The sequence below is a fragment of the Enterobacter sp. R-25 genome (assembly GCF_049913205.1).
GTDB lineage: Bacteria > Pseudomonadota > Gammaproteobacteria > Enterobacterales > Enterobacteriaceae > Enterobacter > Enterobacter ludwigii.
In genome coordinates this window covers 1,628,118-1,642,369 of record NZ_CP183982.1, presented here as the reverse complement: position 1 = coordinate 1,642,369, position 14,252 = coordinate 1,628,118, and the positions used below count along the sequence as shown (strand labels likewise).

Annotated in this window: 14 protein-coding genes; 9 read left to right on the top strand and 5 right to left on the bottom strand. The window is 53.9% G+C overall.

Annotated elements, in window-relative coordinates; translation table 11 throughout:
* Positions 1-3: 3 nt before the first annotated feature.
* Positions 4-561 (bottom strand): kinase inhibitor, encoded by a 558-nt coding sequence (locus ACN9MQ_RS07710; RefSeq protein WP_050736587.1) that lies wholly within the window; start codon positions 559-561, stop codon positions 4-6.
* 175 nt (positions 562-736) lie between these two features.
* Between ACN9MQ_RS07710 and rlmI the strand changes: the two genes are divergently transcribed.
* Both rlmI and hspQ read left to right on the top strand, forming a co-directional pair.
* A complete protein-coding gene (gene rlmI / locus ACN9MQ_RS07705) occupies positions 737-1,927 on the top strand; it encodes a 23S rRNA (cytosine(1962)-C(5))-methyltransferase RlmI (protein WP_050736586.1) in 1,191 nt (396 codons plus the stop codon).
* Between the two features lie 60 nt (positions 1,928-1,987).
* Positions 1,988-2,305, top strand: coding sequence for a heat shock protein HspQ (gene hspQ, locus ACN9MQ_RS07700; protein WP_013097248.1), 318 nt, complete (start codon positions 1,988-1,990; stop codon positions 2,303-2,305).
* Between the two features lie 34 nt (positions 2,306-2,339).
* On the opposite strand, the gene ACN9MQ_RS07695 is transcribed toward hspQ, so the two are convergent.
* Positions 2,340-2,756, bottom strand: a complete 417-nt coding sequence (locus ACN9MQ_RS07695) for a CoA-binding protein (RefSeq protein WP_025204532.1) — start codon at positions 2,754-2,756, stop codon at positions 2,340-2,342.
* A gap of 172 nt (positions 2,757-2,928) precedes the next feature.
* Between ACN9MQ_RS07695 and csgI the strand changes: the two genes are divergently transcribed.
* Positions 2,929-3,591: a curli synthesis inhibitor gene (gene csgI / locus ACN9MQ_RS07690; protein WP_032679662.1), complete on the top strand. Its 663-nt coding sequence runs from the start codon at positions 2,929-2,931 to the stop codon at positions 3,589-3,591.
* 80 nt (positions 3,592-3,671) lie between these two features.
* Positions 3,672-4,130, top strand: a complete 459-nt coding sequence (mgsA, locus tag ACN9MQ_RS07685) for a methylglyoxal synthase (protein ID WP_020884788.1) — start codon at positions 3,672-3,674, stop codon at positions 4,128-4,130.
* Between the two features lie 59 nt (positions 4,131-4,189).
* Here the strand turns inward: mgsA and helD are convergent, their stop codons facing one another.
* Entirely contained in the window at positions 4,190-6,244 is a 2,055-nt protein-coding gene (gene helD, locus ACN9MQ_RS07680; protein WP_148575958.1) for a DNA helicase IV, read from the bottom strand.
* A 123-nt stretch (positions 6,245-6,367) separates the two neighbouring features.
* On the opposite strand from helD, the gene ACN9MQ_RS07675 reads away from it, so the two are divergent.
* Positions 6,368-6,814, top strand: coding sequence for a YccF domain-containing protein (locus ACN9MQ_RS07675; protein ID WP_025204535.1), 447 nt, complete (start codon positions 6,368-6,370; stop codon positions 6,812-6,814).
* Between the two features lie 19 nt (positions 6,815-6,833).
* Positions 6,834-8,996 (top strand): YccS family putative transporter, encoded by a 2,163-nt coding sequence (gene yccS / locus ACN9MQ_RS07670; protein WP_426021268.1) that lies wholly within the window; start codon positions 6,834-6,836, stop codon positions 8,994-8,996.
* Here yccS and ACN9MQ_RS07665 read toward each other — a convergent pair.
* Positions 8,953-9,579: a TfoX/Sxy family DNA transformation protein gene (locus ACN9MQ_RS07665; RefSeq protein ID WP_020884792.1), complete on the bottom strand. Its 627-nt coding sequence runs from the start codon at positions 9,577-9,579 to the stop codon at positions 8,953-8,955. The two genes, yccS and ACN9MQ_RS07665, sit on opposite strands and share 44 nt — an antisense overlap.
* Before the next feature lie 217 nt (positions 9,580-9,796).
* On the opposite strand from ACN9MQ_RS07665, the gene sulA reads away from it, so the two are divergent.
* Together sulA and ompA are read left to right on the top strand one after the other, a co-directional pair.
* Positions 9,797-10,306 (top strand): SOS-induced cell division inhibitor SulA, encoded by a 510-nt coding sequence (sulA, locus tag ACN9MQ_RS07660; RefSeq protein WP_025204536.1) that lies wholly within the window; start codon positions 9,797-9,799, stop codon positions 10,304-10,306.
* 354 nt (positions 10,307-10,660) lie between these two features.
* Positions 10,661-11,716: a porin OmpA gene (gene ompA / locus ACN9MQ_RS07655; protein ID WP_020884794.1), complete on the top strand. Its 1,056-nt coding sequence runs from the start codon at positions 10,661-10,663 to the stop codon at positions 11,714-11,716.
* A gap of 69 nt (positions 11,717-11,785) precedes the next feature.
* On the opposite strand, the gene matP is transcribed toward ompA, so the two are convergent.
* On the bottom strand, positions 11,786-12,238 hold the full coding sequence (gene matP, locus ACN9MQ_RS07650; RefSeq protein WP_014169429.1) for a macrodomain Ter protein MatP: 453 nt from the start codon (positions 12,236-12,238) through the stop codon (positions 11,786-11,788).
* A 186-nt stretch (positions 12,239-12,424) separates the two neighbouring features.
* Between matP and ACN9MQ_RS07645 the strand changes: the two genes are divergently transcribed.
* Entirely contained in the window at positions 12,425-14,185 is a 1,761-nt protein-coding gene (locus tag ACN9MQ_RS07645) for an AAA family ATPase (protein WP_426021269.1), read from the top strand.
* The last annotated feature ends 67 nt before the right edge of the window (positions 14,186-14,252 follow it).

Genomic DNA, 14,252 nt, shown 5'->3' with positions numbered 1-14,252 from the left:
TCCTTATCTGCTGTAGGTAACGGTTAAGCTGGCCTTCGCCAGGACGTGACTGTTAAGCATAAAACCCACCAGCGCGCCGCTGGCATTCCTGTCGACAGGCAATTTATCCACATCCAGCGCCCAGACGGTAAACTGATAACGGTGCGGCTTATCCCCTTTGGGCGGACATGCGCCGCCGAAACCAGAATAACCGAAATCATTACGCCCCTGCACAACCCCGGCCGGTAATGTCTCCCCCTTCGGGTTTCCGGCATCGGCGGGAAGCGTCAGCGTCTGGAGGGGAATATTGACCACCGTCCAGTGCCACCATCCACTTCCGGTAGGGGCATCAGGGTCAAATACCGTGACTGCGAAACTTTTCGTCCCGACAGGCGGATTTTTCCACGCCAGTTGTGGAGAGTGATTCCCACCGTGACACCCAAACCCGTTAAACACCTGCTGTTGCGACAACGGGCGTTCACTGGCCAGATCCTGACTGCTGATGGTGAACGACGATGCCGCTAAAACATGAACACTGACCACCGCCAGGGTGGTTACTGCTATCGCACGGCGCTTTTTCATTTGTGTTTCCCTTTGCTATACCGGAAACCCTACTGTAAAGCCCACTGCAGTGCAGCACTGTGCCTAAGCGATTTGATTTTGTGCCGAAACGCTCAAAGGCATCCGCAGATGATTGCGACTTGCTGAATGTGCTACTCTACGCGCCATTTCCCTGGAATCGACAGAATAGCAAATTATGAGTGTACGTTTAGTGTTAGCCAAAGGGCGCGAGAAGTCATTATTGCGCCGCCATCCCTGGGTCTTTTCCGGTGCAGTAGCCCGTATGGAAGGCAAAGCCAGCCTCGGAGAGACCATCGATATCGTTGACCATCAGGGGAAATGGTTAGCGCGAGGCGCATATTCGCCAGCGTCCCAAATCCGCGCTCGCGTCTGGACCTTTGATAAAGATGAAACGATCGATATTGATTTCTTCGTTCGTCGTTTACAGCAGGCGCAGCAGTGGCGTGAGTGGCTGGCAACGCGTGACGGTCTGGACAGCTACCGTGTGATTGCCGGTGAGTCCGACGGTCTGCCTGGCGTGACGATCGACCGCTTCGGTAACTTCCTGGTACTGCAACTGTTAAGCGCAGGGGCTGAATATCAACGTGCTGCGCTGATCAGCGCGTTGCAATCGGTTTTCCCGGAATGCGCCATTTATGACCGCAGCGATGTGGCAGTGCGCAAAAAAGAGGGCATGGAGCTGACGCAAGGTCCGGTCACCGGAGAACTGCCGCCTGCCCTGTTGCCAATCGAAGAGCACGGTATGAAGCTGCTGGTGGATATCCAGGGCGGCCATAAAACGGGTTACTACCTGGACCAGCGTGACAGCCGCCTGGCCACTCGCCAGTATGTTGCCGACAAACGCGTGCTGAACTGCTTCTCCTATACCGGCGGTTTCGCCGTCTCGGCGCTGATGGGCGGCTGTGCCCAGGTTGTCAGCGTTGATACCTCTCAGGAAGCGCTGGACGTGGCGAAACAAAACGTCGAGCTGAACAAGCTGGATCTGAGCAAAGCCGAGTTTGTTCGCGATGACGTCTTCAAGCTGCTGCGTAAGTATCGCGATCAGGGCGAGAAATTCGACGTCATCGTGATGGATCCACCGAAGTTTGTGGAGAACAAAAGTCAGCTGATGGGTGCCTGCCGCGGCTATAAGGATATCAACATGCTGGCCATCCAGCTGCTGAGCCCGGGTGGAGTGCTTCTCACCTTCTCCTGCTCCGGCCTGATGACCACAGATTTATTTCAGAAAATCATCGCTGATGCCGCAATAGATGCTGGTCGTGATGTACAATTTATAGAACAGTTCCGTCAGGCAGCCGATCACCCGGTGATCGCTACCTACCCGGAAGGGCTGTATCTGAAAGGGTTTGCCTGTCGCGTCATGTAACTTGAAAAGAGAAATATTGCCCGCACATAACGTGTAAGTAGTGTTTCCCGGGAGGTGACTATGATTGCCAGCAAATTCGGTATCGGCCAGCAGGTCCGCCACACTTTGCTAGGGTATTTGGGTGTGGTCGTGGATATCGACCCGGAGTATTCCCTTGATGAACCGTCAGCGGATGAGCTGGCGGTTAACGCAGAGCTTCGCGCCGCGCCCTGGTATCATGTGGTGATGGAGGGAGATGATGGACAACCCGTTCACACCTACCTTGCTGAAGCGCAGCTGAGTAGCGAACTGCAGGATGAGCATCCAGAGCAACCCACGATGGATGAACTTGCTCAGACTATCCGCAAACAGTTACAGGCCCCGCGCCTGCGGAACTAAGCGTGTAAAAAAAGCCCGATAAACGGGCTTTTTTTTATGACTTCGCCAGCCCCAGACGGGGAATCTCAATCGCCGGACATCGGTCCATTACCACCGTCAGACCGGCTTCTCGCGCCAGCACCGCCGCCTGCTCGTTAATGACACCCAACTGCATCCACAGCGTTTTCGCGCCGATGGCGATGGCCTCTTGTGCCACTCCCCACGCCGCCTCGGAATTGCGGAAAACATCCACCATGTCGACTTTTTCAGGTACCTCGTTCAGCGTGGCGTATCCCTGCTGACCGAGTAAGGTTTTACCGGCCACTTTCGGCGACACAGGGATGACGTGATAGCCCTGATCGAGAAGGTATTTCATCACCCGGTAGCTTGGGCGATCCGGTTTATCGCTTGCCCCTACCAGTGCAATCGTGCGCGTCGATGTCAGAATCTCGGCAATTTCGTTCTCTTTCATGGTTTTCCTCCAGGCTTTTTTATGAGTGTACGTCAAAGCGCACATCTCAACCATGCATCCCATGCAGATGCATGAGGGCAAAACGGCAGAATATGTCTATATGTTAGTAAACGTGATTATCGAAATATTTGGATACATTACCGCGGCCGAGTCATTTCAACAGGAGCCCTCTATGAAAACCGGCATTGCCACTGCTGTGATTGCGTTAGTGATGCCAGTTTGCGTCTTTGCGACCACGCTACGGCTTACAACGGATATTGATCTGCTGGTGCTGGACGGAAAAAAAGTGTCCAGTTCCTTGTTGCGCGGTGCGGACAGCATCGAACTTGATAATGGGCCACACCAGCTGGTATTGCGGGTAGAAAAAACCATCGGCCTCGCTAATCATGAACAACGCATGTATATCTCTGCGCCGCTGATTGTCAGCTTTAATACCCAGCGGGTCAGTCAGGTGAACATTACCCTCCCGCGTCTTGAAACCGAAAAAGAGTCGGCGGCCTTTGACGCCTCTCCGCGCCTTGAACTGCTGGACGGGGATTCAATGCCGATTCCGGTAAAACTCGATATTCTGGCGTTAACCTCGTCCCCGAAAGGCACCGATTACGAGGCCGCGACCGAAATCTATAACAAGGCAGGCAAACGCGCTTCCCTTCCACAGTTTGCCACCAGGATGGCAGACGACAGTACGCTGCTGTCCGGTGTCTCAGAGCTGGATGTTATTCCGCCACAGTCCCAGACGTTAACGGAACAGCGTCTTAAATTCTGGTTCCAGCAGGCCGATCCTGAGACCCGGGCCCGTTTTTTACAGTGGGTGAAGCAACAACCTTCATCATAAGCCACATTTTTTTCGCCTTTCTCTTGCAGCGTCAGGCGGTTCCCGTCATCGTGTAGTCAGTTAACCTGATGGATAAGATTATGGAACTGACAACACGCACGCTACCGGAACGCAAACACATTGCTCTGGTTGCGCACGATCACTGTAAACAAATGCTGCTTAACTGGGTTCGCCGCCATCAGCCATTGCTGGAAAAGCATGCTCTCTCAGCGACCGGGACAACCGGTAACCTGATCCACCGCGAAACGGGTCTGGAGGTCAATGCCATGCTGAGTGGCCCGATGGGCGGCGACCAGCAGGTCGGCGCTCAGATCTCTGAAGGGAAAATTGATGTACTGATTTTCTTCTGGGATCCGCTGAATGCGGTTCCGCACGACCCGGATGTCAAAGCCCTGCTGCGTCTGGCAACGGTATGGAATATTCCGGTGGCGACAAACCTGTCGACGGCAGATTTCATCATTGAATCCCCGCACTTCAACTCACCGGTTGAGATCCTGATCCCGGATTATCAGCGCTATCTTTCCGAAAGACTGAAGTAGTTTTTTGCCCGGTGGCGACACGCTTACCGGGCCTGCAATATTACCGCTCCGCTATCCCGTTAAGGTTTCCTCGCCACTGGGACATCAATACTCTTCAGAATATCGACAAACACCGACGGCTCCTCTTTGTTGAACAGCAGCCACACGCGATGACGCGCGCGGGTCATCGCCACGTACAGCAAACGCCGCTCTTCGGCATCCGGAAAATCCTCCGGGACCGGCAGTAACGCCTGTTCCATTACCGACTCTCGTGCCGGAGCCGGGAAACCATCGCTCCCCTCTTTGAGCCCCATCACTATCACATAGTCGGCCTGCTGTCCTTTGCTGGCGTGGATGGTCATAAAATCGAGCTGCAGCTTCGGCCAGCGGGTCGCGGCTTTTTCCAGCGCCGCAGGCTTAAGATGGTGATAGCGTGCCAGCACCAGAATACGTTCATCCGGCTTCGCATAGCCGCTCAGTTTGTCCAGCAGCGGCTCCAGCTGATCGTCCGCCAGCAGGGTAACGGCTTTTTTGTCCCCGGCCCGGAGGCTATTTAGCGGTTTTGCCAGCTGATGCGGGTTCTGCTGGATAAAGCGGTTAGCAACTTCACCAATCCGGGAATTGAAGCGGTAGGTGGTATCCAGATCGCTGCGATCGCCTTCGCCAAAATAGTGATGGAATGCAGTCGTCAGGGAGAGCTGTGCCCCGCTGAAGCGATAGATAGCCTGCCAGTCATCGCCCACCGCAAACAGCGAGGTATGTTTATTTTGCGCCCTTAACGCCGAGAGCAGCGCGGCACGTTGCGGCGAGATATCCTGGAATTCATCCACCAGGATATGCTTCCACGGGCTGACAAAACGGCCCTTCTCAAGAATGATAATGGCCTGATGGATCAAACCGGAGAAATCGACGGCATTTTCCTCTTTCAGCGCGGTTTTCCAGGCTTTCAGCATCGGGGCCATCAGCTTGACCCGCTTCGAAAACAGGGCGCGGATCGTCTCCGGCGCGCTTTCAATCATCTCGGCCTGCGATCCGCCGTGCATCCGCATCAGGCTAACCCAGCGGTCGAGGCGAGAGCCCAGGCGACGAGCCAGTTTTTCATCCTGCCAGAAATTGCCTTCCGGTACGTCCCAGTTGAGTTCTTCTTCCAGCCACTGACGCCACCCTTTAGCCTGCGCCTTTTTCTCACTGCACTGCTGACGCCACGTTTTAATGAACAACGCCTGACGCGCCTGCGTGTCGTTTTCCAGCTTGCTGATGGCAGGCACTTTTTTACTGCCCTGCTGAATGATATGCAGCGCCAGGGCATGGAAGGTTCTGGCGGTAATATCCCGGGTATGCAGGCGTTCCTGTATGCGTTCGTCCATCTCCTCGGCCGCCTTACGGCCAAACGCCAGCAACAGTATCTGGTCGGCAACAGCCTCACCCGTTGTCAGTAGCCAACCCGCACGGGCCACCAGCACCGACGTTTTGCCGCTTCCGGCACCCGCCAGCACCAGCAGGGAGTGCTCGCCGTTAACCACGGCGCGCGCCTGCGCCGGGTTAAGCGGTGAAGATTCAACCGTGCTGAAAAAGTCGGCATAACGGGTCAGCATGGCATCTGTCCACGCCTGGTTGTGCGCCAGCCGGCTCTTGTCTGTATCGCCAAGCCAGGCCTGACACTGACGCCAGGCGTCACGGCAATTGTCGAACTCGTCAAGACGCGTCACGGATAACGGCAGTGCCGCCAGCGCCTGCCTAATCTTTTGCTGCAACCCGGCCGTCTGCTGGCGGGTGAGCCACGTTTGTTGCTCGTTACTTTGTGCAATATCATCCAGTACCTGCTGCAGTACCTGAGCGGCAATCACGCTCATATCCTGGCTCCACTGCTGCCAGAGCATATTCAGGTGATGATGGAAGCGCTGGGTCTCAGCCCACTCGGTGCCGTGAAGGCGCACGACTTTATCGTCAGGCAGGACAAACTCCAGTTCGCCCCAGACCAACCCGCGTTTACAGTGGATAGCCAGCAGTTGATTAAACGGAATGAGGTATTCGTGGCGTTCTCCGGAGACTTTCACTCCGGCATTAAGGAGGACAACCCTGTCGTAGGGGTGTTGCGCCAGGCGTTTGCCTAATGATGTTGCTTTCAGTTCCATGTCCAGCCGAATCCACGAAGAGATAATTTACCTGACAGTTTAACTGCCAGTTTTAAGGTGCTCCAGCCTAAAAAAACGTTACAATCACTGGGCGTTAATCATATCGAAAGGAACTGAGGGTTTATGCGTACTGTTCTGAATGTTTTGAATTTTGTGTTAGGCGGTTTTGCCACCACTCTTGCCTGGCTTTTTGCCACGCTGGTGAGCATCGTCCTTATTTTTACGCTCCCCCTGACCCGCTCCTGCTGGGAAATCACCAAACTCTCTTTCATCCCGTACGGGAATGAAGCCGTCCACGTTGACGAACTGAACCCGGAAAGCAAAAACGCACTGCTGAACACGGGAGGCACGGTTCTCAATATTCTGTGGCTGGTTTTCTTCGGCTGGTGGCTGTGTGTGATGCATATCTTTGCCGGTATTGCCCAGTGCATATCCATTATTGGTATTCCGGTGGGGATCGCGAACTTTAAGATTGCCGCCATCGCGCTTTGGCCAGTCGGGCGCAGGGTCGTTCCGGTAGAAGTGGCACAGGCGGCACGTGAAGCAAACGCGCGTCGTCGTTTTCAGTAAATAAGGACTGGCCGTGCTTATGCTAAGCCCACTGCTTCGCCGTTATACCTGGAACAGCATCTGGCTTTATAACGTCAGAATATTTATCGCACTGTGCGGCACGGTTGCCCTGCCGTGGTGGCTGAATGACGTAAAACTCACCATCCCGCTCACGCTGGGAGTGGTTGCGGGGGCGCTGGCGGATCTGGACGATCGCCTTGCCGGGCGCCTGCGTAATCTTGTGATTACGCTGGTCTGTTTTTTTATCGCGTCAGCCTCCGTGGAGCTGCTCTTCCCCTGGCCCTGGCTGTTTGCCATTGGCCTTACGCTCTCTACCAGCGGGTTTATTTTGCTTGGCGGCCTTGGGCAGCGCTATGCCACTATCGCCTTTGGTGCCCTGCTGATCGCCATTTACACCATGCTGGGTGTTTCCCTTTACGATCAATGGTACCAGCAACCCATACTGCTGTTGCTGGGGGCCATCTGGTATAACCTGCTGACGTTAACCGGGCATCTTATTTTTCCGGTTCGCCCTCTTCAGGACAACCTTGCCCGCAGCTTCGATCAACTGGCCCACTACCTTGAGCTAAAATCCCGGCTCTTCGATCCGGATATCGAGGAGGAGAGCCAGTCTCCGCTCTACGATTTGGCTCTGGCCAACGGTCAACTGGTCGCCACGCTTAACCAGACGAAAGCCTCACTGCTTACCCGTCTGCGGGGCGATCGCGGTCAGCGCGGAACGCGAAGAACCTTGCACTACTATTTCGCGGCGCAGGATATTCATGAGCGTGCCAGCTCCTCGCACGTTCAGTATGCTGCCCTGCGCGAGAAGTTCCGCTACAGCGACGTGATGTTCCGCTTCCAGCGCCTGCTGTCGATGCAGTCTCAGGCGTGCCAGCAGCTGGCACGCTCCATTTTGCTGCGTACGCCCTATCAACATGACCCGCGCTTCGAACGCGTATTTAGCCATCTTGATGCGGCGCTCGATCGCGTTCAGGCCAGTGGAACATCGCCGGAACATATTAAAGCATTGGGATTTTTGCTGAATAACCTGCGGGCGATAGATGCTCAACTGGCTACCATTGAATCCGAGCAGGCGATGGCGCTCCCCGATAAAGATGTGGAGAATCAGCTTGCTGATGACAGCGTGCATAGCTTCAGCGATATGTGGCTGCGACTGAGCCGCAACTTTACGCCAGAATCTGCACTGTTTCGCCATGCGGTGAGGATGTCACTGGTGCTGTGCGTGGGTTATGCCATCATTCAGATAACCGGGTTACATCACGGTTACTGGATCCTGCTGACCAGCCTGTTTGTTTGCCAGCCAAACTATAACGCCACCCGCCACCGCCTTGCGCTACGTATTATTGGTACGCTGGTGGGCGTCACTATTGGGCTGCCGGTGCTCTATTTCGTGCCCTCTGTCGAAGGCCAGCTGATCCTGATCGTGATCACCGGTGTATTGTTCTTCGCCTTTCGTAATGTGCAGTATGCGCATGCCACAATGTTCATCACGCTGCTGGTGCTACTCTGCTTTAACCTGCTGGGTGAAGGATTTGAAGTGGCCCTGCCCCGCGTGATAGATACGCTGATTGGCTGCGCTATCGCCTGGGCGGCGGTCAGTTTTATCTGGCCGGACTGGCGGTTCCGTAATTTACCGCGTGTGGTAGACAGGGCGATGAATGCGAACTGTCGATACCTTGATGCCATCCTTGAGCAGTATCATCAGGGTCGCGATAACCGTCTGGCTTATCGTATCGCGCGTCGCGATGCGCATAACTGTGATGCTGAACTGGCTTCGGTGGTCTCTAACATGTCCACGGAGCCTCGCGCCACGGCAGAAATTCGGGAAACGGCTTTCCGCCTGCTCTGCCTGAACCATACCTTCACCAGCTATATTTCGACGCTGGGTGCCCACCGTGAGAAATTGACTCACCCGGCCATCCTCGCCCTGCTGGATGATGCCGTATGCTATGTCGATGACGCGCTTCATCACCGACCAGCCGATGAGCCTCGCGTTCAACACGCGCTGGATGAACTGGCTCAGCGCATAACGCATATTGACCCGGGAAGCGACAGCAAAGCACCGCTGGTTCTTCAGCAGATTGGCCTCCTTATCGCTCTGCTGCCAGAAATTTGCCGACTGCAACTGCAGATCGCTACCTGGAGGAGTGATTCTCCTGTGGCTCAGGCAGCGCATTAAACCACTCCGTTAACTCCCGGCGAATTCCCGCCGGGAGTGCCGCCTCATGAAGTCCGGCGATGGCCCCTTCCAGTGCGAAGAGCACTTTAATGCTGAGCGCTTTATTCTTCGCCCGCATCTTTAGCCAGCTCGCACGGGCACCCAGCTCCCGCAGCGTCTCTTCATCAGTGATTCCGGCTTCAAAGAGCAGCACTTCAAGCTGAAAGGTGAGATTGGGCAAGTCCTTGAGGCGGTTTCGCCGATCACGCTGCGAACGCTCTTTTCGTGCCGCATTGAGCGCGAACGAGGAGAGCTGAAGCAGCCGTTCTCTGTCCTGCCACAGTCCGTCATCGACACGATAATAATTGAGCAGCACCGGACGACCCCGTTTCATGAGGGTTAAGAATGACGAGGCATTTTTTACACAGTATTTTGCACTTTCCTCACAGGCCCGGAGATACAGTTCCCCGTCGGAGACCATAGCGAAGACGGCATCATCCACGGCCAGGGTATACCCCCCGAACAGCGCACGATGGTGGATTTCACCTAAGGGTGAAAGGTATTCCTGGGATTTATAAATCCGTTCATAAGATATCTTTTTCATGATATTTCCCTTCAAAATCATAAAGTAACAACGAAATTTCTTACTAGCGGATCCGTTAGCAGGAAAATAGGCAACTTATCGTCGTTGAGCAAGATGATTTTTCCAGGCGCATCAATAATGAATGAATTTTGCGAGTCGCTTTCCGAAAATGAGGTTGATCTTTATGCATACAGGGGTTACTGTATATCCATACAGTAACTACAGGGCTGGAATGAATATGTACACTTCAGGCTATGCAAATCGCTCAACCTCTCTCTCTTCTTCCGCTGGCAATGTCACGCAGAATTCCACCGGGCGTGTTTCGACAGGGCTTATCAGTGAAGTGGTTTATCGTGAAGACCAGCCCCTGCTCACTCAACTTCTGCTGTTGCCGTTATTACAACAGCTTGGTCAGCAGTCGCGCTGGCAGCTTTGGCTGACGCCTCAACAAAAACTGAGCCGTGAATGGGTGCAGTCCGCGGGCCTGCCGCTGACAAAGGTCATGCAAATTAACCAGCTCTCTCCCTGCGATACCGTGGAATCGATGATCCGGGCGTTACGTACGGGGAATTACAGCGTGGTGATTGGATGGTTATCCGACGAATTGACCGATGAGGATCATTTTCGGCTGACGGAAGCGGCTGAAGAAGGTAGTGCGATCGGGTTGATCATGCGCCCGGTTCGACCAGATTCTTATCGCAGAGGACAACTTTCTGGCCTAAAAATTCACTCAAATTTGTATCATTGAGGAAAATTAAGATTATTCCTGGAATTTTTTTTGACCACAAGATGCGATTTTAGTTCCAGGCGCCAAAACTGCGGCAAGGCTTGTCTGGTGCGGTTCTCCTTAATTTTATTGCACAAAACTCGTTCGAAAAATGTTAAATAATCGGTATACGGAACTTTTTTTTTCATATGCCTGACGGACTTCACACTTGTAAGTTTTCAGCTACGTTGTAGACTTTACATCGCCAGGGGTGCTCGGCCTAAGCCGAAGATATCGGTAGATTTATATTTGACCACGCCCCCCGGTGAAGGATTTAACCGTGAATCTCTATTGAGACCTTCATGGCGAATTTTGGATGATAACGAGGCGCAAAAAATGAAAAAGACAGCTATCGCGATTGCAGTGGCACTGGCTGGCTTCGCTACCGTAGCGCAGGCCGCTCCGAAAGATAATACCTGGTATGCAGGTGGTAAACTGGGCTGGTCTCAGTTCCATGACACCGGCTGGTACAACAGCAGCCTGAACAACGATGGCCCTACTCACGAGAGCCAGCTTGGTGCAGGTGCGTTCGGTGGCTATCAGGTTAACCCGTATGTTGGTTTTGAAATGGGTTACGACTGGTTAGGTCGTATGCCATACAAAGGCGACAACGTAAACGGCGCTTTTAAAGCTCAGGGCGTACAGCTGACCGCTAAACTGGGTTACCCAGTAACTGACGATCTGGACGTGTACACTCGTCTGGGCGGCATGGTATGGCGCGCTGACTCCAGCAACAGCATCGCTGGCGACGACCATGACACCGGTGTTTCCCCAGTATTCGCTGGTGGCGTTGAGTGGGCTATGACCCGTGATATCGCTACCCGTCTGGAATACCAGTGGGTTAACAACATCGGCGACGGCAACACCGTTGGTGTTCGTCCGGACAACGGCATGCTGAGCGTAGGTGTGTCCTACCGTTTCGGCCAGCAGGAAGATGCAGCGCCAATCGTTGCTCCAGCGCCGGCTCCAGCTCCAGAAGTACAGACCAAACACTTCACTCTGAAGTCTGACGTTCTGTTCAACTTCAACAAAGCTACCCTGAAACCAGAAGGTCAGCAGGCACTGGATCAGCTGTACACCCAGCTGAGCAACCTGGATCCTAAAGACGGTTCTGTAGTGGTTCTGGGCTTCACCGACCGTATCGGTTCTGACGCTTACAACCAGAAACTGTCTGAGAAACGTGCTCAGTCTGTTGTTGATTACCTGATCTCTAAAGGTATCCCAGCTAACAAGATCTCCCCACGTGGTATGGGCGAAGCTAACCCAGTTACTGGCAACACCTGTGACAACGTTAAAGCTCGCGCTGCACTGATCGACTGCCTGGCTCCAGATCGTCGCGTAGAGATCGAAGTTAAAGGCATCAAAGACGTTGTAACTCAGCCAGCGGCATAAGTTATCGTCTTATAAAAAAACCCCGCATTGCGGGGTTTTTTATTATCTGAATCTGAAGAAAACAAAAATCTATTTCTTACCCAAGAGAGCCTGAAGATCATTCTTCAGCGTCGACATCTGGTTGGCGTACTTCTCTTTATGCTCGGCATCTTCAATCAACTGCACTATCGTTTCTGACAGCGTTTTCCCACGCCGTTGCGCAAGCCCTGCCAGACGTTGCCAGACCATAAACTCCAGGTCGATGGATTTTTTGCGAGTGTGCTGATGCTCCGCATTAAAATGCCGCTTGCGACGCGCACGAATAGTTTGCTTCATCCGGTTTAACAACGCAGGATTAATGTGTTTCTCAATCCAGCCGTTAACCTGTACCGGTTCATTTTCGAGGGTCAGCAAAATATCCACGGCTTCTTGCGCTGCGCTGGCTTCGATGTAGCAGGTGATCAGCTCCCCTTCACGGTGCTTTTTGACCAGGTACTTCCATTTCCAGCCGCTTTCGAGATTTTCCAGTTGTTGATATTTCATTGCGATCTCAGTGTTACCACGTAACTCTGTTCAGAATATCAGTTTTTTGGCAATCTGCTGAAAAGAAATCATATCCTGTGAGTGAATGCAGCCAATCACCCTGCCGAAATACCCAATCCTGCTTGGGTAGAGCCCCCCGCTTACGGTATACTCCACGCTTTTACATCTAACTAAAAAACATCAACTTTGACCATTACGAAACTTGCATGGCGTGACCTCGTTCCGGATACCGAGAGCTATCAGGAACTGTTTGCACGACCCGATCTCGCAAAAGAACACGAATTCATCCTTAGCGATACGCAACCCCGTTTGCATTATGCGCTGGAGCAGGTGTTAAGCCCCTGGGCAACATCACCCTTCATGATGCTCAAGGCCCCGGAAGAAGCGGAATATCTGACGCTTCTGGGTGATGCCATGCGCCAGTTGCGACCGCAAGCGAACGCCGTCTTTGGCGGCCAATATCATATCGCGGGACATGATGTCACATTCGAACCGGCAGAGCAGCCCGACGACCGCTTTGCTGCCAGGGGTGAAGTAATTACCGCTAACTGGGTCGAGGCTGAACAACTCTTTGGTTGTCTGCGCCAGTTTAACGGTGAGCTCTCGCTGCAACCTGGGCTGGTGCACCGCGCGAATGGCGGCGTACTGATCATCTCGTTGCGCACCCTCCTCTCACAACCTCTGCTGTGGATGCGCCTGAAAACGGTGGTTAGTCAGCAGCGTTTTGACTGGGTTGGCTACGACGAGTCTCGTCCCCTGCCCGTCTCAGTTCCTTCAATGCCGCTGTCGCTGACCGTGGTACTGACGGGTGATCGTGAATCGCTGGCTGACTTCCAGGAGATGGAGCCCGAACTGGCTGAGCAGGCGGTCTACAGCGAATACGAAGATAACATCCAGATTACCGATGCCGATGATATGGCACAGTGGTGCCAGTGGGTGTTGAGCGTTGCGGAACGTTTCGCACTGCCAACGCCGGCCGCCGACGCCTGGCCTGGTTTGATCCGCGAAGCGGTTCGCTACACCGGTGACCAGGAGACGCTGCCGCTCTGCCCGCTCTGGATCGGCAAGCAGTTACGTGAAGTGGGTGTCGTCAGCGGTAACGGCGCATTCACCGGTGAGCAGCTTACCCAGATGCTGGCGCAGCGTGAGTGGCGTGAAGGCTATCTTGCTGACCGTATGCAGGATGAAATTCTGCTGGAACAAATTCTGGTTGAGACCGAAGGCGAACGTATCGGGCAGATCAATGCCCTGTCGGTGATTGAATTCCCCGGCCACCCGCGCGCTTTCGGGGAGCCTTCCCGTATCAGCTGCGTTGTGCATGTCGGTGACGGCGAGTTCACTGATATCGAACGCAAAGCCGAGTTGGGCGGCAACATTCACGCTAAAGGCATGATGATCATGCAGGCGTTCCTGATGTCAGAGCTGCAGCTTGAGCAGCAAATCCCCTTCTCCGCCTCGCTGACGTTTGAGCAATCATACAGTGAAGTCGACGGTGATAGCGCCTCTATGGCGGAGCTGTGCGCCTTAATCAGCGCCCTGGCAGAAGTGCCAGTTAATCAGAACATCGCGATCACCGGCTCGGTCGATCAGTTTGGTCGTGCGCAGCCAGTGGGTGGTCTGAACGAAAAGATTGAAGGCTTCTTCTCGATTTGTCAGCAGCGTGGGTTAAACGGCAAACAGGGGGTGATTATTCCTGCCCCTAACGCCCGCCATTTGAGCCTCAGCCAGGACATTCTGGATGCCGTGGAACAGGAACAATTCACCATCTGGGCCATCGAAGGCATTGATGATGCACTACCCTTACTGACAAACCTGGTATGGGACGGCGAAGGGCAAACAACCCTGATGCAGACTATCCAGGAGCGCATTGCTCAGGCGACGCAGCAGGATGCTCGTCATCGTTATCCCTGGCCGTTACGCTGGTTAGGCTGGTTTAGTTCAAACTGATCGGACTTGTTCAGCGTACACGTGTTAGCTATCCTGCGTCCTTCACTAAAATAAGGCTTACTGAGAA